The 19832-nt window shown below is 64.7% G+C and carries 20 protein-coding genes; 7 read left to right on the plus strand and 13 right to left on the minus strand.

Annotation, left to right across the window (positions count from 1 at the left end):
- Positions 1-32 precede the first annotated feature (32 nt).
- The 10 genes from HZZ16_RS14460 to HZZ16_RS14505 all read right to left on the minus strand — a co-directional run bounded on the left by HZZ16_RS14460 (position 33) and on the right by HZZ16_RS14505 (position 10255).
- The gene (locus tag HZZ16_RS14460; RefSeq protein WP_197949111.1) at positions 33-1904 is read right to left on the minus strand and encodes a bifunctional sugar phosphate isomerase/epimerase/4-hydroxyphenylpyruvate dioxygenase family protein; all 1872 of its coding nucleotides are present in this window, start codon (positions 1902-1904) and stop codon (positions 33-35) included.
- The gene (locus tag HZZ16_RS14465; protein WP_197949112.1) at positions 1901-2959 is read right to left on the minus strand and encodes a Gfo/Idh/MocA family protein; all 1059 of its coding nucleotides are present in this window, start codon (positions 2957-2959) and stop codon (positions 1901-1903) included. The genes HZZ16_RS14460 and HZZ16_RS14465 overlap by 4 nt, the downstream gene beginning before the upstream one ends.
- On the minus strand, positions 2956-3693 hold the full coding sequence (locus HZZ16_RS14470; RefSeq protein WP_197949113.1) for an ABC transporter ATP-binding protein: 738 nt from the start codon (positions 3691-3693) through the stop codon (positions 2956-2958). Before HZZ16_RS14470 ends, HZZ16_RS14465 begins: the two co-directional genes overlap by 4 nt.
- Positions 3694-3702: 9 nt before the next feature.
- Positions 3703-4446, minus strand: coding sequence for an ABC transporter ATP-binding protein (locus HZZ16_RS14475; RefSeq protein ID WP_197949114.1), 744 nt, complete (start codon positions 4444-4446; stop codon positions 3703-3705).
- Complete coding sequence (locus HZZ16_RS14480) at positions 4443-5441, minus strand: branched-chain amino acid ABC transporter permease (protein WP_197949115.1); 999 nt, start codon at positions 5439-5441, stop codon at positions 4443-4445. Before HZZ16_RS14480 ends, HZZ16_RS14475 begins: the two co-directional genes overlap by 4 nt.
- Positions 5438-6313, minus strand: a complete 876-nt coding sequence (locus HZZ16_RS14485; protein ID WP_197949116.1) for a branched-chain amino acid ABC transporter permease — start codon at positions 6311-6313, stop codon at positions 5438-5440. Before HZZ16_RS14485 ends, HZZ16_RS14480 begins: the two co-directional genes overlap by 4 nt.
- A 235-nt stretch (positions 6314-6548) precedes the next feature.
- Positions 6549-7679: an ABC transporter substrate-binding protein gene (locus HZZ16_RS14490; RefSeq protein ID WP_197949117.1), complete on the minus strand. Its 1131-nt coding sequence runs from the start codon at positions 7677-7679 to the stop codon at positions 6549-6551.
- Positions 7680-7733: 54 nt separating this feature from the next.
- Complete coding sequence (locus HZZ16_RS14495) at positions 7734-8609, minus strand: shikimate dehydrogenase (RefSeq protein WP_197949118.1); 876 nt, start codon at positions 8607-8609, stop codon at positions 7734-7736.
- 132 nt (positions 8610-8741) lie between these two features.
- Positions 8742-9680, minus strand: a complete 939-nt coding sequence (locus tag HZZ16_RS14500; protein ID WP_197949119.1) for a LysR family transcriptional regulator — start codon at positions 9678-9680, stop codon at positions 8742-8744.
- 398 nt (positions 9681-10078) lie between these two features.
- On the minus strand, positions 10079-10255 hold the full coding sequence (locus HZZ16_RS14505) for a hypothetical protein (protein WP_197949120.1): 177 nt from the start codon (positions 10253-10255) through the stop codon (positions 10079-10081).
- A 165-nt stretch (positions 10256-10420) separates the two neighbouring features.
- Between HZZ16_RS14505 and HZZ16_RS14510 the strand changes: the two genes are divergently transcribed.
- From HZZ16_RS14510 to HZZ16_RS14540, 7 genes are all read left to right on the plus strand, one after another.
- Positions 10421-11149: a helix-turn-helix transcriptional regulator gene (locus HZZ16_RS14510; RefSeq protein WP_197949121.1), complete on the plus strand. Its 729-nt coding sequence runs from the start codon at positions 10421-10423 to the stop codon at positions 11147-11149.
- 82 nt (positions 11150-11231) lie between these two features.
- Positions 11232-11891, plus strand: coding sequence for an acyl-homoserine-lactone synthase (locus tag HZZ16_RS14515; RefSeq protein WP_197949122.1), 660 nt, complete (start codon positions 11232-11234; stop codon positions 11889-11891).
- 1 nt (position 11892) lies between these two features.
- Positions 11893-12111, plus strand: a complete 219-nt coding sequence (locus HZZ16_RS14520) for a hypothetical protein (protein ID WP_197949123.1) — start codon at positions 11893-11895, stop codon at positions 12109-12111.
- A 357-nt stretch (positions 12112-12468) separates the two neighbouring features.
- Positions 12469-13386, plus strand: a complete 918-nt coding sequence (locus tag HZZ16_RS14525; RefSeq protein WP_197949124.1) for a branched-chain amino acid ABC transporter permease — start codon at positions 12469-12471, stop codon at positions 13384-13386.
- Positions 13383-14327, plus strand: a complete 945-nt coding sequence (locus HZZ16_RS14530) for a branched-chain amino acid ABC transporter permease (RefSeq protein WP_197949125.1) — start codon at positions 13383-13385, stop codon at positions 14325-14327. The genes HZZ16_RS14525 and HZZ16_RS14530 overlap by 4 nt, the downstream gene beginning before the upstream one ends.
- Positions 14320-15087, plus strand: a complete 768-nt coding sequence (locus HZZ16_RS14535) for an ABC transporter ATP-binding protein (RefSeq protein ID WP_197949126.1) — start codon at positions 14320-14322, stop codon at positions 15085-15087. The genes HZZ16_RS14530 and HZZ16_RS14535 overlap by 8 nt, the downstream gene beginning before the upstream one ends.
- Positions 15080-15793 carry an ABC transporter ATP-binding protein gene (locus tag HZZ16_RS14540; protein ID WP_197949127.1) on the plus strand — a complete coding sequence of 238 codons (714 nt, stop codon included), beginning with the start codon at positions 15080-15082 and terminating at the stop codon, positions 15791-15793. Before HZZ16_RS14535 ends, HZZ16_RS14540 begins: the two co-directional genes overlap by 8 nt.
- 121 nt (positions 15794-15914) lie before the next feature.
- Here HZZ16_RS14540 and HZZ16_RS14545 read toward each other — a convergent pair whose 3' ends face one another.
- The 3 genes from HZZ16_RS14545 to HZZ16_RS14555 form a co-directional block, all read right to left on the minus strand.
- Positions 15915-16265 (minus strand): hypothetical protein, encoded by a 351-nt coding sequence (locus HZZ16_RS14545; protein ID WP_197949128.1) that lies wholly within the window; start codon positions 16263-16265, stop codon positions 15915-15917.
- A gap of 597 nt (positions 16266-16862) precedes the next feature.
- Complete coding sequence (locus tag HZZ16_RS14550; RefSeq protein ID WP_197949129.1) at positions 16863-18299, minus strand: glutamine synthetase family protein; 1437 nt, start codon at positions 18297-18299, stop codon at positions 16863-16865.
- 152 nt (positions 18300-18451) lie between these two features.
- Positions 18452-19810 (minus strand): aromatic ring-hydroxylating dioxygenase subunit alpha, encoded by a 1359-nt coding sequence (locus HZZ16_RS14555; protein WP_197949130.1) that lies wholly within the window; start codon positions 19808-19810, stop codon positions 18452-18454.
- Between the last annotated feature and the right edge of the window lie 22 nt (positions 19811-19832).

Here is a 19832-nt window from a genome sequence, read left to right on the forward strand (position 1 = left end):
GGAGAGGCGAAGAGCCCGCGAGGGAGAAGGGCCTACACCCGCGGCATGCTTGCGGGGCGCACCTCGCGCGCTTGCGCTGCGAGCCTGATGCCGGCGTTGGCCGCACCAAAACCCTGATAATTCCTGCGCTCGACGATCTCGAAGAAGAAGCGCTCGTCGAAGATGTGGGTGTAGACCTGGAAGAACTCGCCGTCGCCTTCGCGGTCGTAGAGGATGTGGTTGGCGCGCAGCTGCGCCATCAGTTCGGGCGAAAGATCGTATTTGGCTTCGATGTCGTCGTAGTAATTGTCGGGGATGTCCAGGAAGCCCGCGCCGCGCTGTCGCATCGCAGCGACCGTCGCAAAAATGTCCTGACACGCGAAAGCGACATGCTGCACGCCCGAGCCGAAGAACTCGGAGATGAAGCGCGCCGGCAGGGTGCGGTTGGCGGAGGAGCCGTTGAGCACGAAGCGCAGGCTCTGGTCGCCGTTGACGATGGCCTGGCTCTGCACGAGGCCCCGGGGGTCGGCAATCTCCATCTGCGGCAGCCGATTGAGGTCGAGAATGCCGGTGTAGAACAAGAGCCAGGACAGCATCTCATCATAGGGCATCGACTGCGCGATGTGATCGACCGCGAGCAGCGCATCGCCGCTGGCGTCGCTTGCAACAGGCTCGAAATCGGTGTCCCAGTTCTTGCCGGCCTGGTCGAGAAAATAGAGCAGGCTGCCGCCGACGCCGTGGATCGCGGGGATCTCGAGTTCGCCCGGCCCGACCGGCTGGTAGAAGGTGCGCGCCTTCAGCGTCTCGGCACGCCGCATGGCACGGCCGGCATCGTCGACGTCGAGCGCAATGGCGCAGACGCCGGGCCCGTGGGTGACATAGTGCGAATGCGCAAAGCCGTCGGTCTCGCAATTGATGACGAGCTCGACCTTGCCCTGCGACCAGCGCTCCACCGCCTTGCTGCGGTGCTGGCCGCTCTTGCGGAAGCCGATCTGTGAGAACAGACGGGCAAGCTCGCCGGCCTTGCTCTCGTTGACGGCAAACTCGATGAAGCCGGCGCCGCGGCTCGTCGCCTTCGGGGCCAGCGCCTTACCGACGAAATTCGGCCAATCCGGTGCGAGCTGGTCCTCCAGCAGGATCAGCGACCGCAGGCCGTCGACCGCAGTCTGTGCGGCCGAGCCGGCGCGGAACTGGTCGTTGAAGATCTCCAGCGACAGCGGCCCGGCATAGCCGGTCGCCGCGACCGCCGCCATGAACTCGCCGACCGGCAGGTCGCCCTGGCCGGGGAAGGAGCGGAAGTGCCGGCTCCACGACAGGATGTCCAGCTCGAGTCTCGGCGCGTCGGCGAGCTGCACCAGAAAGATCTTGTCGCCGGGGATCGAGGCCATGGCGCGGGTCGGAAAGCCCGGTGCCAGCGCGTGGAAGCTGTCGAGGATGACGCCGATCGCGGGATGATCGGCGCGCCGCACGATCTCCCAGGCGTCGCGATAATCGTTGACGTGGCGGCCCCAGGCCAGCGCCTCATAGCCGACGCGCAAGCCGCGTTTGGCGGCGCGCTCGCCGAGCTCGCGAAAATCATCGGCAGCGCGGTCGATGCCGCCGAGCGAGGCGGGCGAGACGTTGGAGCAGATCAGCAAGAGATCGGTGCCGAGCTCCTGCATCAAATCGAACTTCCGCTCCGCGCGGGCGAAGTTGCGCGCGCGCTGCGGCTCCGGCATGCCCTCGAAATCGCGGAACGGCTGGAACGCACAGATCTCGAGATTGAGGTCCGTGCACATCTTCGCGATATCGCGTGGGCCGGCGCCGAACGACAGCAGATCGTTCTCGAAGATTTCCACCGCATCGAATCCCGCGGCGGCAATGGCGCGGAGTTTTTCGTCAAGGGCGCCGGAGAGGGAGACGGTGGCGATCGAGCGCTGGTTCATGCGGCCTGCTCCATGATCTGCCCCGGCGAGATCGTTTGCCCCGTGCGCGCGGCCTCGCTGACGGCTTCGACGACGGCAAGCGTTCCCATCGCGTCCTCGACCGAGATCAGCGGCTGTTCGCGGCCGGCGATCACGGCGCAGAAATGCCGGAGCTGCTCGACCAGAGGATCGAACGCGGGCGGCGCGATGGTCGTCCGTGACAGCGGGGCATACCAGCCGGGCTGCTGGGCGTATGACCACAGCTCCATGTTGGGCACGGAGAGCGAACCCGCGGTGCCCGAGAGGATGTAGCAGGGCTGGTCCTGCTTGGGATAGGCCGGGTTCTCGCCCGAGGAGAGCTCCCAGCTCCACGGCGCCGGCGTCGCATCCGACACGGTCACCGTTCCCAGCGCGCCACTCGCGAAACGCAGCAGCAGCGCGGCAGTGTCCTCGACCGCGAAGCCGCGCGCCTTGTTCGAGGTCAGCGCCTGCACCTCGACGATCTCGCCGCAGATGAAGCGGAGATTGTCGATGTCGTGGATGAGATTGATGAGCAGCGGCCCGCCGCCTGCTTCGCGCCGCCAGGCGACCTCGAAATAATCGTCGGGCTTCTTGAGGAGCCACAGCCCGACCACGGCCGTGAGCTGGCCGAGCTTGCCGCCCGCCACCGTCTCGCGGGCCGACTTGATGATCGGATTGTGCCGCCGGTGGTGGCCGACCAGCATCGGCACGCCGGTGCGTCTCACCGCCGCGCACAGGCGCTGCGCGGTCGCAACCGTCTCGGTCACCGGCTTCTCGATCAAAGCCGGCACGCCGGATTCGGCGCAGTCGAGCGCCATCGGCAGATGCAGCGTGTTGGGCGAGGCAATGATGAGGCCGTCGGGCTTCTCTTCTGCCAGCAGGGCACGATGGTCCGCATAGCAGGGCACGCCGTGCGCCAGGGCATATTCCTTCGCGGCGGGCGAAGGGTCGGCGATGCCGGCGAGCACGCAATCCCGGGAGGACTCGATCAACTCGATATGGCGACGCCCGATCAGGCCGGCACCGGCCACGGCGATCCGCATCTTCGCGCTCATGCCACACTCTCCTCCATGGCGCCACCGAGGAAGAGCTGCCCGATGCGCGGATCGTTCAGGATGCGCCTGGCGTCGTCGACCATGCGGGTCTGGCCAAGCTCGAGCACGATGCCGATGTCGGAGATCTCCAGCGCCGAGCGCGCGTTCTGCTCGATCATCAGGATGGTGACGCCGCGATCGCGCAACGATTTGAGGATGTCGAAGGTCTGCTGCACCATCAGCGGTGACAAGCCGATCGAGGGCTCGTCGACCAGCACCAGCTTCGGCTCGAGTAGCAGCGAGCGGGCGATCTCGAGCTGCTTCTGCTCGCCGCCTGACAGCGTCGACGCCTGCTGCGCGGACTTGCGCCGCAACGCCGGAAACAGGTCGAGCGCCGCCTCGATCCGCTTGGGCAGGTCGAGGCCCTTGTCGGCAGCAACGCCGCCGAGCTCGATATTGTGGCGCACCGACAGTTCGGGAAAGATGTTGCGACCCTGCGGCACGTAGCAGATGCCGGCGTTGAGCAGCGCGCGCTGGCTCAGATTGGTGACGTCGCGGCCCGCGAAGCTGATCTTGCCTTCGCGCAGCTTGAGCAGGCCGAAGATGGCCTTGAAAACCGTCGACTTGCCGGCGCCGTTCGGACCGATGATCGTCGTGATCGTGGCTGCAGGAACGGCAAACGTCGTGCCGTTCAAGATCGTCATCTTGCCGTAGCCGCCGACGAGATTGTGGACCGAGAGGATCGGGTCGCTCATCGCTCGCTCCTAATGTCCGAGATAGGCTTCGATCACGGCGGGGTTCTTGCGGACCTCGTCGGGCCGGCCCATCGCCAGCACCTTGCCTTCCGCCATCACCATCACGCGCGAGCACAGCGACATCACGAACTCCATGTTATGCTCGATCACGACGAAGGTGGCGTTCTTCTCGCGGTTGATTGCGACCAGGCGCTCCTTGAGGTCCGCCAGCATCGACGGGTTGACGCCACCGGCTGGCTCATCGAGCAGCACGAGGCGCGGACCGCCCATGAACGCCATCGCGGCATCGAGCAGTTTCTGCTGACCGTAGGAGAGACCACCGGCTGGCTCGTCGGCGAGATGGTCGAGCTTGAAGAAGCCGATCATCTGGTTGGCGGCCTCCGTGAGCCCGGCATCGGAGCGGCCGACCAGGCGCGAGGCCATGTTGCCCTGGTGCTCCTGTCCGGCGAGGATCAGGTTCTCGCGCACCGAGAGTTTCGGGAACACCTGCAACAGCTGGAAGGTGCGGCTGACCCCGAGCTTGTTGAGCTCGGAGGGGCGCAGGCCCGTGACGACCTGTCCATCGAGCTTGACCTCGCCGTCGGTGGGCGTGAGCTGGCCGAGGATGCAGTTGAACAGCGTGGACTTGCCGCAGCCGTTCGGCCCGATCAGGCCGAGGATCTCGCCCTGGCGTACGTCGAACGAGACGCCGTTGACAGCGTGGATGCCGCCAAAGCTCTTCTTGATGTCGGTGACTTCGAGAACCGCACTCATTGCACCGTCTCCAGGCGCGACTTTGCGACGGCGCGCAGCGCGGACGCCGCCTTGGTGCGGCGTTCGGCGAGATAACGATCGAGGATTCCGAGAATGCCGGTCGGCGACCAGATTAGCAGCAGCATCACGGCGACCGCGTAGAGCATCAGATAATAGCCTTCCGTGAAGCGCAGCCATTCCGGCAGCAGCACCGCGATCATGGCGCCGAGGAACGGACCGAAATAGAAGCCGGCGCCGCCCACGATCACCATCAGCAGGAGGTCGAGCGACAGCGATAGGTTGAACGGCACCGGATCGATATATTGCGTCAGCGGCGCGTAGAGCGCGCCGGCGACGCCGCCGAGCGCCGAGCCGATCGCGAACGCCATCAGCGTGTAGCGCCGCGTATCGATGCCGAGCGATTGCGCGCGCAACGGATTTTCCCGTAACGCCATGAAGGCACGGCCCCACGGCGAACGGATCAGCCACCACACCGCCAGCGAGACGATCGCGAGCGAGCCGAGGCAGACATAGTAGAACGGCAGCGGCTTGTTGGTCGCGATGCCGAAGATGTGGGGACGCGGAATGTTGGAGATGCCGTAGATGCCGCCGGTCAGCCAGCTCTCGTTGCGGAACAGAAGGAAGGCCAGCGTGGAGAAGGCCAGCGTGACGAAAGCGAGATAATGGTGCTGCACGCGCAGCGCGGGATAGCCGAGCACCCAGCCGATCGCAAAGCTCAAGACGATCGCTACCAGGATCGCCGCCGGCAGCGGCCAGCCATGTGTGGTCATGATCGCAGCGGCATAGGCGCCGATGCCGACGAAGGCGCCTTGGGCCAGCGAGACCTGGCCGGCATAGCCGAGCGTGAGATTGAGCCCCATCGCCGCGATGCTCATCACGGCCCATTGGCTCAGGATGAACAGGCCGTAGCGGTTGAAGTTCATGGGGACGATGATCAGCGCGGCGATCACGGCAAGGCCGAGCGCGATCTTCAGGGGTCTGGCGAAGCCGCTCATACGGTGCGCTCCTCGGCACGGCCGAGCAAGCCCTGCGGCCGGAACAGGATGACGGCGATCAGGAACATCATCGGCACGGCGGCGCGATACTGCGTCGAGACATAGGCGGCCGCGAGATTATCGAGCACGCCGATCAACAGGCCGCCGGCGATCGCGCCGCGCACCTGGTTGAAGCCGCCGACGATCGCGGCAATGAAGGCGGCCTGGCCCAGCACCTCGCCGGACGAGAATTTTGCGAGGTAGATCGGCGTGATCAGCAGCGAGGCCAGCGCCACCAGGAACGCGTTGATCAGGAAGGTCAAGAGGATCATGCGCTCGACCGGCACGCCGATGATGCGCGCCACCGTCGGATTCTGCGCCGCCGCCTGCATCTGGTGGCCGAGCGAGGTACGGTTCAGCAGCGTGGTCAGGCCGAGAACGGCGAGGATGGCGACCGCGAGCACGCCGATGCTCTGCAGCGACACGGCATGACCGAGGATGGAGACGTCGCCGGTCGGCACGATCGAGGGGAAGGGCGAAGCCTCGGCGCTGAAGAATTGCTTGACGGCCTCCTTGATGCCGATCGCGAGCGCCATGGTCGCGATCGCCAGCGGTAGCACGCCGTGGCGCATCATCGGGTCAACCAGCAGCAGCTTGAAGGCGAGGCCGAGCAGGATCATCGACAGGAGGATGCCGAGGATGACCGCGAGCCAGAACGGCGCGCCCACATGCATCGCGGCCAGCATCAGGAACGCCGGCAGCATCACGAACTCGCCTTGCGCGAAATTGATGGTCTGCGAGGTCTGCCACAGCAGCGTGAAGCCGACCGCGACCAGCGCGTAGATGGCGCCGGTGGCGAGCCCCGCGACCAGTAGATCGAATAGGTTGGACATGTTCCCTCTCGTGTCCCTATCCCCGCTCCATCGTCTCCCTCCCCCCGTTCTCTTTCTTCCCCTCTCCCCGTTCTTACGGGGAGAGGGTTGGGGTGAGGGGCTGTCTCCGCGAACTCGATTGTCACCGTCGTCGCGGAAGCAGCCCCTCACCCCGCCCTCTCCCCGCGAAGGGCGGGGAGAGGGAGACGAAAGATCTCTCCCCGGAAAGAGCGGGGCGAGGGAGAAGGGCCACGCCTCACTTCACTTTCGGCAGCACCTGCTTCACCACCTGCTTGCCTTCGACCACCTCGACCAGGAAGCTTTGGCGGTCGATGTCGCCGGTGTCGCTGAAGGTGACGTCCATCAGGATGCCCGGCTCGTCCGCGGCCTTGATGGTGAGGCCGTGCAGCGTGTCGGCGAACTTCTTCGGATCGACCTTGCCCATCTTTTCCGTGGTGGCCTTCACCATGTAGACGGCGAGGTAGCCTTTCAGGCCGTTATGGTCAGGGACGTAATTGTACTTCTTGGAGAACTTCTCACGGAACGCCTTGACCAGGTCGACCGGTGCGTCGGTGGTGAGGCCGACATGGCCCCGCGCGCCGTTGGCGGCATCGCCGGCGAGCTCGATCACCTTCTGGCCGATCAGCGTGGTCTCGCCCATCAGCGGCGCAGTGACGCCCTGGCGCTTCAGCTCTTTCAGGATGCGCGCGCTCTCTTCCTCATTCAGGTAGACGAACACGGCATCGGGATTGGCGGCCTTGATCTTGCCGACGTCGGCAGCGAAGTCGGCCTGGCCGGCCTCAGTGGAGAGATCGGCGACGACCTTGGAGCCGAGCCGGTCGAGCTCCTTGATCATCACGTCGCGCCCGCCGCGGCCGAAGTCGTTGTTGACCCAGACCACCGCGACGGTCTTCGCCTTCATCTCGTCGTGGATGTACTTTGCGACCTTCGGCATCGAGGATTGCTGGCCGAAGGAGGTGCGGAACAGGAACTTGTTTCCGGCTTGCGTCAGCTCGGCGGCTTCACCGCCCATGATCTGCGCGATGCCGGCTTCTGCCGCGAGCGGCGCGGTCACCTTCACCGAGCCGGAATAGCCGGGTCCGAGCAGCACATAGGGCTCGGCGTCGAGCGCCTTCTGCACCTGGGCGCGCGCCACGCCGGGGTTGGACTGCGAGTCGGCATGGCTGACCTCGAGCTTGCGGCCGAGCACGCCGCCCTTGGCGTTGATCTCCTCGATCGCGAGGTCGATGCCGTTCTTCCAGTTCGTGCCGACGGTGGCGCCGCCGCCCGAGAGTTCCGCGACGTTGGCGAGCTTGATCGCCTGGCCAAAGGCGCCCGTTGCCGTCATGACCGTGAGCAATGCGCCCACCACTAGCGTTGATTTCATCGTCCTCTCCTCCCGTTTCAATCTGCAAGCGGCCTTGTATCCGGCCGCTTCGCCTCAAGCTGCCTGATAGGCGGCGCCGCGCGCAGCCATCACGGCGTCGAAAGCCTCTCCCATGATCTCGGTGGATGGGGCAAGGCCTGTGAACAGTTCGAAGGCGTCGGCGGCCTGGTAGATCGCGAGCTCGCGGCCGGTCATGATCCGGGCGCCCTTCTCTCGCGCTGCGGCCAGCAGCGGCGTGATCAGCGGCGAATAGACGGCGTCGGCGACCCAGAGGTCCGCCCTGAGCAGTCCCACCGGCACCGGCGTGTCACGGTTCGGAAGCATGCCGACCGGCGTGCCGTTGACGAGACCGGTCGCGCCGTCGAGCGCGTTCTCGACGCTGGCGGCGACGCGGGCGCCGCGCGAGGCGAGCAAGGCGGCCAGTTTCTCGGCGCGCGCCGGCTCGCTGTCGAAAATGCGGATGTCGGCCACCTCTCGGCTCGCCAGCGCAAACGCGATCGCCTTGCCGACGCCGCCGGCGCCGATCACGGCGACGGCGTTGCCGGAGGGCGCCAGCAACGGCGCCACCGCCCGCGCGAAACCCGTGGTGTCGGTGTTGTGGCCGATCAGCCGGCCATCCCTGACGACGACGGTGTTGACCGCGCCCATGCTGGCTGCGCCCGGCGCCAGTGCGTCGAGCAGCGGCACCACCGCTTCCTTGTAGGGGTAGGTGACATTGACACCGGCAAAGCCGAGCCGCCGGACGCCCTCGAGCATCATGCGCAGCCCGGCCGCATCGGCGCCGGCGACCTCGATGAGCTGGTAATGGCCGCGCAGGCCGAGCGCCTCGGCGGCGCGCTCGTGCATGGCGGGCGACGCGGAATGCGCGATCGGCGCGCCGATCAGGCCGGTCAGGAGCTTCTTGCTGGCGGCGTATCCGCGTTTCGACATGGTTCGCTATCGTCTCAAAGGGAGCGTCCGGCCCCGGCCATTAACGGGGACATCCGTGCAATTCCAGCTGCGACGATAGCCTTTCCCCCGCCTAACACAATTACCCTTTTATCCGGCTAACCTAACATCATGTTATTTCTTCCGCCCACGTGCCGGGGCGGTCTTGCCACTGCCGCGGGACGGCTCGACCGCGCGCATCTCGGTGCGGAGGGCCTCGATGAAATACTCGGCATGCAGCGACAGCGGCGTGCCGCGCTTGACTGCGATGTAGGTGTCGAACCGCGTCGGCTCGGCGATCTTCAAAAGCTCAATGCCGGGATAGCCGCCATGGGCGACGGTGAACTGGTCGATGATGGCGATGCCGAGCCCCGCCTTCACTAGTGCGCAGACCGTGGTGCCGAAGCGCGCGCGGATGGTGATGTTGTAGTCGAGCCGATGGCGCGCGAAGATCTCGGCCATGATGCGGCCGTAAGGGTCGTTGGGATCGATGCCGATCAGCGGATAGCGCGTGATCTCGGCGGCAGAGACCTGCTTGCGGCCGGAGAGCTCGTGGCCGGGCGGCACGATGCAATAGAGCTCGCCCGAGGCGAGCGGCATGAAGTCGAGCCCGGAATGCTCGAGACGATAGCTCATCGCCACGCACTCGCCGCGGCCGAGCATCAGGTAGTCGATGGCTTCCTCGAGCTTGAGGATGTTGATGTCGATGCCGAGATCGGGATAGCGGCGGCGGACGCGCTCGATCGCACGCGGCACCATTACCTGCGAGATGCTCGGCACCGAGCCGATGCGCAATTCCGACAGGCCGCCGCGACCGATCTTGGAAATGATCTCGGAGAGGTCGTCGACCTTCTTGTAGACGCCGTTGATCTGCTCGAAGATGTTCTCGGCTTCCGGCGTCGGGAAGTAGCGCCCGTTCTGGCGCTGGAAGAAGCGGATGCCGAGCGACCGCTCGGTGTATTTGACGAGGCGGCTGATCCCCGGCGCCGAGACGTTGAGCAGCTTCGCCGCACCGCCGATGGTGCCCGTCACCATCACGGCACGGATCACTTCGACCTGGCGCAGCGTCATCATGGCCTTGAAAATGTCCCTGGCATCCGGAAAACGATCGTAGCAGCGATCATCTCACGAGAGCCGCAATGTCATCCAGCGCCAAGTGGCTCGATGTGAGCGGAGGCAAGTCCTGTGTCCCGGACGCGCTGCAACGCTTTTGGCGTTGCGGCGCAGAGCCGGGACCCAGAAAGCCAGAGAGGAGGTTGTGGATGGATGGGCCCCGGCTCTGCAGCGCATCGTCGAAGAGACGCTGCGCTGCGTCCGGGGCACGCGTGCGCGGCCGCTTCATCAACCCTCTGAACAGGAGGAGAAGAGGCCAAGATTCTCTTTCAGGGTGTCTCGACTAAAATCCGCGCGTTCAAATGGAATGGCGTCGTCGCGCGATCTGTTGCTTCGGCGTCGTCTGTTGCAACGGCGTTCTAGCTCGCCGGCCCTTCCGGCGACACGCTCTCGGCCAGCTCCGCGCGCTCGCTCTGCAGCACCTCGCGCGCAAACTCAATGATCTTCTGCTTGTTCGCCGTTTTACGGACAGCAAAAAACACGCGGTTCAATTCCAGGCCGAGCACGCTGTTGAGGGCGATGTCCTCGTCTTCCATCGTTGGTTTCCCGCTTCGGACGCTCTCAGGTGTATCGTGGCGTCAATTCTGCCACAAGTAGTTAAATCTTCAGAGCGGAGAGCACCGGGAAACTACGGCCACAGCGAATTGAGGCGGTCTGCGAATACGTGCTATACGGAAGCGGCGAGGGTCAGGAAACGTACGATGTCCGCCGTAGACTATGGCCGGGAGGCGCTCGACTTCATTGAAGGTCTGCAGACCTACCGCAAGGTGCCAGAGGCCATGAATGCGCTCGAAGCGGCGTTCGGTCGCTTCGGCTTCGAAACCATCATCGTGACGGGGTTGCCCAATCCCGATCAGCAATTTGCGCAGATGGTGCTCGCCAAGCGCTGGCCTGCGGGATGGTTCAGCCTCTACACCGAGAACAATTACGATCGGTTCGATCCCGTGGTGCGGTTGTGCCGGCAGTCGGTCAATCCGTTCGAGTGGTCGGAAGCGCCCTATGATGCGGAACTCGAGCCGAATGCGGCCGAGGTGATGAACCGCGCCAGCGAGTTCCGCATGTCGCGCGGCTTCATCGTGCCAATCCACGGGCTCACCGGCTACGAGGCCGCGGTCTCGCTAGGCGGTGTCCATCTCGACCTCAACGCCCGCAGCAAGCCGGCGCTGCACCTGATGGCGATGTATGGCTTCGACCACATTCGCCGCCTGCTCGAGCCGATGCCGCATCCGTCGACGCGCCTCACTCCGCGCGAGCGCGAGGTAATCGCCTGGGCTTCGCAGGGGAAGTCGGCCTGGGAAATCGGCGAGATCCTTCACATCACCCAGCGCACCGCCGAAGAGCATCTTGCAACTGCCGCGCGCAAGCTCGGCGCCGTCAACCGTACGCATGCGGTCGCGCTGGCAATTCGGAACAAGATCATCACTCTTTAGCCGCCTTACTGGGAAATTTCCCAATACCGAAGCTGCGTCTTTTAGCAGAGTCTGCCTCCATTGAGGATGAATGGGGGCTTTCATGATTCACGCAATTTCCGCGGTAAATCGCCACCTTTATGAAGACGTCATCGAGCAGCATTTCCGGCTGCGTCACGACATCTTCGTCGAGGAGCGGCGCTGGGAGACGCTGCGCAGGCCGGATGGCCGCGAGATCGATTCCTACGACGACGAGGACACCGTCTATCTGCTGGCGCTGGAAGGCCGCCGCGTCGTGGGCGGTCATCGGCTCTATCCGACCACCAAGCCCTCGATGATGAGTGAGGTGTTTCCGCATCTGGCGGCGGTTCGCGGCTGGCCCGCCGATCCCTTGGTGTGGGAATGGTCGCGCTACTTCGTCGTGCGCGATCGCCGCGACGGCGCGCTCAATCTGCAACTGATGGCCGCGGTGCAGGAGTTCTGCCTCGATCAGGGAATCGCGCAGGTCAGCGCGATCATGGAGACTTGGTGGTTGCCGCGCTTCCATGAGGCCGGCTTCGTCGTGACGCCGCTTGGCCTGCCAGCTCTGGTTGAGAACGCATGGACCATGGCGGCGACCATCGACATTCGTCGGGAGACGCGCGATGCCCTGCATCGCCGGATCGGCATGGCTTCGGTCGTGCAGCAGGACGGCCCTCGTCTCGATGCCGTCGCCCGTGCCAACCTCTGCGGTCATGTTGCCGCGCAACGAAAGAGCGCTTGAGATGTCGAACGTGATGCGGGACAGCCAGATCATGGCGCAAATCAAAGACGAGAATCTCGGCTACATGTCCGACATGGCGCTCGAGCTGGCGCAAATGGCCGACGATACCGGGCTAACGACGCTCGCCTATCTGTTTCGGATGGCGGCCCTGGAGGCCTCGACAGCCAACTCTGTTCTCGCCGAGCCGGACGAGCTCCCCAGGCCGATGACGTCGCACTAGAGCATGATCCGGAAAAGTGCGATGACGATTCATCCTGATCGCATCGCGCCTTAGCCGCAGCCCTGCTCGATCCCGGAACGATCGCACCCTCTCACCGCCAGCCGGTGAGAGGGTGGTGTTATTTGGGTGCGGCAGGTTGCCTCACGCCGCGCGGCAGCCTTTTTGCATTGCGAGGCGCGTCTCGGCCGCATGTGCCGAGATGCAACAAAGTGCATGTCTGGTGTCGAATCGCTCTTGCCTCGGAACGATACTGCCATTACCCATTTTTCGGCCTTGAAGAGGCAGGGGGAGCTCTTTCACTGATGGCGACTATGTTCGAACATCGGCGCGACGCTGCGCGCGCCTGAAAGAGTCTTGATGCTGCTCGTCGTCGAACAATTCTTGAATGGGTTGCAGTTCGGCCTGCTGCTGTTCCTCCTCGCGGCGGGCCTGACGCTGGTGTTCGGGATCATGGATCTCGTCAACCTCGCGCACGGCTCGCTCTATATGATGGGCGCCTATTTCGCCGCGACCTTCGCGGCCTGGACCGGCAGCTTCGTGCTGGGCGCGCTGATGGCGCTCGGGGCCACGCTCGTGCTCGGCATCGTGCTGGAGGTGACGGCGCTACGGCATCTCTATGGCCGCGACCATCTCGACCATGTGCTCGCGACCTTCGGCCTGATCCTGTTCTTCAATGAAGCCGTGCGGCTGATCTGGGGCCCGGCGGGCCTGGCGCTGCCGCTGCCGGCCTGGCTCACCGTGCCGGTGCCGATCCTTCCCGGCATTCACTATCCCGCCTATCGCCTTGCCATCATCGTGGTGGCCCTGCTCGTTGCGCTCCTGCTCTATCTCGGCGTGATGCGCACCCGCATCGGCATGCTGATCCGGGCCGGCGCATCCAACCGCGAGATGATCGGCGCGCTCGGCATCAACATCAAGCTGCTCTACACGCTGGTCTTCGGGCTCGGCGCCGCGCTCGCCGGCCTTGCCGGGCTGATGCAGGCCCCGATCCTCACCGTGCAGATCGGAATGGGCGAGAACATCCTGATCCTCGCTTTCGTCATCATCGTGATCGGCGGCATCGGCTCGATCCGCGGCGCTTTCCTCGCCGCGATCTTCGTCGGCATGATCGACACGCTCGGCCGCGCCTTCCTGCCCAATCTACTACGGCAGGTGCTGAGCGGCGCCGCCGCATCCACCGCCGCACCCGCGCTGTCCTCCATGCTGATCTATCTCTTAATGGCGATCGTGCTGGTGGTGCGGCCGGAGGGGCTGTTTCCGGCCAATCGTCGATGAAGAGTCTGAGCGTGAGCAAGGCCGTCACGGCCCTGATGCTGGCCGGCCTCGTGCTGCTGCCGCTCTATTCGCAGCTGTCCGGCAACATCTTTATCCTGACGCTGTTCACCCGCATCATTATCCTGGCGCTGGCGGCCGCGAGCCTCAACCTCATCATGGGCTTCGGCGGCATGATGAGCTTCGGCCATGCCGCCTATCTCGGCATCGGCGGCTACGCCGTCGGCATGCTGGCGCAGGAAGGCATAGGTTCCGGCTTCATCCAGTTTCCGGTCGCGCTCGCGGCCTCCGCGATCTATGCCCTCGTGATCGGCGCGCTCTCGCTTCGCACGCGCGGCGTCTACTTCATCATGATCACGCTGGCCTTTGCCCAGATGGCCTATTACGTCGCCTCGGGGCTGGCGCGTTACGGCGGCGATGACGGCCTCACGATTTACAATCGCAGCGACTTCTCCGGCCTCATCAATCTCGGCAATCGCGTGCAGTTCTATTATCTCTGCCTCGCCTGCCTGTTCGGCGTCATCTTCCTGATCTGGCGCATCGTCAATTCGCGCTTCGGCCTCGTGGTGCAGGGCCTGCGCTCCAACGAGCAGCGCATGCAGGCGATCGGCTTTCCGGCCAAACGCTACCAGCTGGTCTGCTTCGTCATATCAGGCACGATGTGCGGCCTCGCCGGCGCGCTGCTCGCCAACAACACCGATTTCGTCAGCCCGGCCGTGATGTACTGGACCCGTTCCGGCGACCTCATGGTGATGGTGATCCTGGGCGGCATGGGCACGCTGTTCGGTCCCGTCATGGGAGCGGTGGTGTTCCTGCTGCTGGAGGAGCTCCTGTCCCAGATCACCGAATATTGGGCGCTGATCATGGGTCCGCTGCTGCTGCTCATCGTGCTGTTCGGCCGCGGCGGCATCATGGGCGTGCTCGGGAGGGCTGGCCGTGGCTGAACCCTTGCTCCGCGTCGAAAAGCTGGTGCGTCGCTTCGGCGGCATCATCGCGACCGACAACGTCTCGCTCGACGTCGCATCCGGCGAGTTGCACGCCATCATCGGCCCCAACGGCGCCGGCAAGACCACGCTGATCAGCCAGCTCACGGGGCACCTCGCGCCGCATTCCGGCAGCGTCTCGCTGGCGGGCCGCGATATCACCGACTTGCCGGCCTATCGCCGCTGCGCGCTGGGCCTCGCGCGTTCGTTCCAGATCACCTCGCTGCTGCTCGACTTCACCGCCGCCGACAATGTCGCGCTGGCGGCGCAGGCGCATGCCGGCACCTCGTTCCGCTTCTTCGCCAACGCGCGCAAGGAGAAGGGCTTGCGCGATGCCGCCCACGCCGCGCTCGATCGCGTCGGCCTGTTGCATCGTGCCGATGTCGTGGTGTCCAGGCTGAGCCATGGCGAGCGTCGTGAGCTCGAGCTGGCGGTCGCGCTCGCGAGCAAGCCGAAATTGCTGCTGCTCGACGAGCCGATGGCGGGTCTCGGCGTCACCGAATCCCAGCGCATGGTGAAACTGCTTCAGGAGCTGCGGAAAGAGGTCTCGATCGTGCTGGTCGAGCACGACATGCCGGCGGTGTTCGCGCTGGCCGACCGCATCACGGTGCTGGTCTATGGCCGCGTCATCGCTTCCGGCGATCCGGCCGCGATCCGCGCCAACGAGGACGTCAAGCGCGCTTATCTCGGCGATCAGCATGTGGTGACGCATCATGGCTGACACGCTGCTCGAGGTCGACGGCATCGAGACCTGTTACGGCCTATCCCAGGTGCTGTTCGGCCTGTCGCTGTCAATCAAGCCGGGCGAGATGGTCTCGCTGATGGGCCGCAACGGCATGGGCAAGACCACCACCATCCGCTCCATCATGGGCCTGACGCCGGCGCGCGCAGGCACCATTCGCTTCGCGGGCGCGGAGGTGCGGCAGCTTCCCTCCTACAGGATTGCCAAGCTCGGCGTCGGTCTCGTTCCCGAGGGCCGCCAGATCTTCCCGAATCTCACCGTGCGCGAAAACCTCGTCGCAGCCGCGGCCGATCGCTTCAACAGCGACAATCCCTGGACGCTCGCCGCAATCTACGTGCTGTTCCCGCGCCTTGCCGAGCGTGCGTCCAACATGGGCAACCAGCTCTCAGGCGGCGAGCAGCAGATGCTCGCAATCGGCCGCGCGTTGATGACGAATCCAAAACTCCTGATCCTGGACGAGGCGACCGAAGGCCTCGCGCCGCTGATCCGCGAGGAGATCTGGAATTGCCTGTCGCTGCTCAAGAGCCGCGGACAGTCGATCCTGGTCGTCGACAAGAACGTCGACCATCTCGCCCGCATCTGCGATCGCCATTACATCATCGAGCGCGGCAAGACGGTGTGGAGCGGCACCTCCGACGAGCTGATGGCCGCGCCGGACCTGCAGCACAAATATCTGGGAATTTGAGCTCCGCTCTGTCGGCGTCATTGCGAGCGCAGCGAAGCAATCCAGGCCATCTCCGAGGAAACAGTCTGGATTGCTTCGTCGCAAGGGCTCCTCGCAATGACGCGGAGAGAGCGGTGAGCTCTCACCAATAAATTCCATGCCGATGCAGCTCGCGGATCACGCGCGCCTCGGTGGACGGCTGCCGGCGCTTCGGCTTGGCTGTTTCGGTCGTCGACGCCGTTGCGGGCCGGGCGGACGTCGTGGCGGCGGGAGCTGTCGAGGCAGGCGCCGTCGATGCAGCTGGTGCGGTCGCCGTCGGCACATTCGTTGCTGGCGGGCCTTGAGTCGTCTGCGCCGGAACTGGCGTCGCGGTGGCCGGCTGTTCCGCCTGCTGGCTTGCATTGCTGGCCGCCAAGCTGAGGCTCCGCGAGCCTCCGGCATTGGCCTGGCTTGCGAGCAGCGACATCGCCGCGATCAGGATCAGCTTGCGCATGGCAATCCCCGTCATCTGGTCAATCGATCTTACCTAATTCCCGCGGGCTTCATGGGCCTCAACGCGCGAGGCGGTGCACGCCGATCTCGATCAGGGTGGTCCGGCAGGACAGGCGATAGATCAGGCTGAAAAGTCGACCCCACATGACCGAACTCCTTTGTTGATCATTGGAGAGCGTTATACGCCGCCTGCCTTTCCGGCGTTTTTCGCCGGATGAGGAAATGGCTTCGTCCGGGGCTGGCGCGATGTCGTCGGAACAGTCCGGAAGAAGTCGCCTCACGGGGGCGTGAAGCAGCGCGCCGATCGAGTCCGGACCGGATTCCGATAGAGGCCGGTAGTTGTCCCGAGATGAAGCGTGCGCAGCGCGGCAGTAACGTGCGAGCGGCCTTCAGACCCGGTTATTGTATGAGTTCCGATCGCGAAGACGATCCGCCGATCCTCATCTGCTCAAAATGCGGGCGCCCAATGAAGTTCCTGGCGACACTACCTGGAATAGTCACGCTGCCTGCGGAGCACGTCTTTCATTGCGTCCAGTGCCGTCGGGTGGACACGATTCGGCTGAAGTGAGGCGCCGGTGCCGGGTCGAACCGGACTTGCTCAAAACATCTCGAAATATTCGCGATGCTCCCAGTCGGTCACTTCCGACAGGAAGCGATCGATCTCGGCGTTTTTGATGTGGGTGTAGTAATCGACGAATTCGGCCCCGAGCTTCTCGCGGAAGAACGGATCGTCCTTCAGTGCAGAGACCGCATCGCGCAAGCTTTTCGGCAATGGCGGCGCCTTGGTCTCGTAGGGCGCGTCGGCTGAGGGGCCGGGATCGAGCTTGCGGTTGACGCCATCGAGTCCGGAGAGAATCTGCGAGGCCATGTAGAGATAGGGATTGGCCGCGGGCTCGCCAATGCGGTTCTCCAGGCGCGTGGCGACATCACCCGCGCCGCCGAGCACGCGGATCATCACGCCGCGATTGTCGCGGCCCCAGATCGCGCGATCGGGCGCCAGCGAATAGGAGCGATAGCGCTTGTAGCCGTTGATGGTGGGCGTGGTGAACAATGTCGAGGCGCGGGCGTGATCGAGCAGGCCGGCGAGGTAGGACTTGCCGAACGCGCTGAGCGGTTCGCTGCCGTCTTTCGCCATGAACAAATTGTCGCCGCTGGCGCGCGAGACCACTGACTGGTGCAGGTGCCAGCCGCTCGCGAACGCGTTCGGCAGCTTCGGTCGGCACATGAAGGTGGCGTGATAGCCATGGCGGCGCGCGATCTGCTTCACCGCGCTGCGGAACAGCACCATGTTGTCGGCGGGCTCGAGGCCCTTCTTCGGCTGGAACGTGAATTCGCACTGGCTCGGCCCGAACTCGACCTCGACCGAGCGCAACGGCAGCCCCAGCGCAATGATGTCGCGGCGCAAGATCTCCAGCACCGGCTCCATCTGATCGAAGCGCTGCTCGGTGAGATATTGATAGCCGTGGCTGAGCAGGCTGACCGAGGGCGGCGTGCCGGGCTGTCCTGCGTCTTCCGCGCGCATGTGCGGATCGTCGAGCCTGAAGATGTGGAATTCCACTTCGAGCCCCGCCACAAAATCGTAGCCGCGCGCGCCGAGCTCGTCGAGGACGCGCTTGTATAGCCCGCGCGTCGCGAACGGCACGGGACGGCCGTCGTTGAAATAGAGGTCGCACAGCACCCAGCCCGTGGTGGGCGCCCACGGCAGCACGCGAAACGTGGTGGGATCGGCGACCATGAGAACGTCGGCCGCGCCCTCCATCTCCTTCATGCCGAAGCCGCCGCCTGCCGTGAACACCGGGAATACCGTGCGGTGCGAGGTATCCTTGGCCAGCATGGTGGTGGTGATGGAGCAGCCGCTCTCCAGCGAGGCGATCGCCTCGGACGAGACGATGGTCTTTCCGCGCAAGATGCCGTGCTGGTCGGGGAAGGCGAGGCGGATGACCTCGAGGTTCTTCTCCTCGGCGATGCGGCGCATGCGCTGGGCTGCGTCCCTCTGCTCATCCGACCACAGCGCATGGTGCGCGACGAAAGTCACTTTGCTACTCCCTCAGTCGTGAGGCGCGAAGCATGCGCCACATTCTCCGTCATTGCGAGGAGCTCTTGCGACGAAGCAATCCAGAAATTCATCGGCGGTAACAGTCCGGATTGCTTCGCTGCGCTCGCAATGACGAGGATAGGCCGTCATCCTCACTCCGCTGCCGTCAACCGGTGCACGTTGTCCGCGATCTCCTTTGGCACCGGCGCGGTCCACGGCGCGCCGCGGCGGCGCTTGACGTCGACTTCCATCCAATAGGTCTCCCAACCCCGCGTCGGTCCGATGCCGTCCATCGTCGCCGGGCCCTGAATGCTGCGCGCATTGGCTTCGTCCAAAAACAGCAACGGCTTCTCGCCGCCCTGGACCTTCTCGATCTCCTGCCGCAGCAGACGGCGGTATTGCACGATCGCCTTGTCTGATTGTCCGAGATGCTCCTTGGTGCGGTCCTGGATCGCGCCCATCGATTCCACCGCCCACTGGTCGTGAACGTTGATGTCGTTGCCCATGCCGGTATAGGTCGCGGTCTGCTGCTCGTGCGGATCAAAGCCGTAATCGTTGCTGCGGTTCTTGCGCGAGATGTAGTCGGGCAGCTCATAGAGCTCGAGCCGCTGGTCGCGCATCTTCTGCTTGTCGACCGGGTTCGAATAGCTCGTGAAGATCGCATACCAGTAGCAGTTCTCGTCATCGACCGGCACGTGCCATTGCGTGATCGTCATCTCCGTGCTCATGGGGATGACGAAGCCGTGCGGAAAGAGTTGGTTGGTGACGCGCACATGGGTGCGCTCCTGGTCGATCTCGCGCAGCGCGATCAGGCGCAGGCCGTATTCGGTGTGCTCGACATTGATGATCGGGCGATCGTATTCACGCAGGATTTTCGTCATCGGCAGATCGCTGCCGGCGGAGGCGCCGCGGAACTGCTTGCCGTAAGCCGTCGAGGTGTCCTCGTCCTCGAAGAAGCGGTGCAGATAGGAGGCGTGGGCGGGATCGATGCCGACTTCAAGCGCCTGCAGCCAGTTGCAGGCCATGTGGCCCTTGAAGGCAAAGGTGTGCGTGCCGGGTGCAACAAAGCAGTCGATCTCCGCGAATGCGGGCGGGGCGCCTTCGCCTAGATAAGCCCAGAGGATGCCGCTCTTCTCGACCACGGGATAGGAGCGCTGGCGGATGTTCTGACAGAGCTTCGAATCCTTCGGCTCGGCCGGCGTCTCGATGCACTGGCCGGTGGCGTCGAACAGCCAGCCATGGAAGGCGCAGCGCAGGCCGCCATGCTCGAGCCGCCCGAAGGCGAGGTCGGCGCCGCGATGGGCGCAGTGGCGGTCGATCAGGCCGTAGCGCCCGGTCTCGTCGCGGAACAGCACCAGGTTCTCGCCCAGCAATTTGACGGGCCGGATCGGCCGCGCGCCCTCCAGCTCATCCACCAGCGCCGCTGGCTGCCAGTAGCTCCGCATCAGCTTGCCGCAGGGCTCCTTCGGCCCGGTGCGGGTGATCAGGTCGTTCTGCTCCTGGCTCATCATGGCGGTCGCGTCCTTTTCTGGA

It is taken from the genome of Bradyrhizobium glycinis, assembly GCF_016031655.1.
Lineage (GTDB): Bacteria > Pseudomonadota > Alphaproteobacteria > Rhizobiales > Xanthobacteraceae > Bradyrhizobium > Bradyrhizobium glycinis.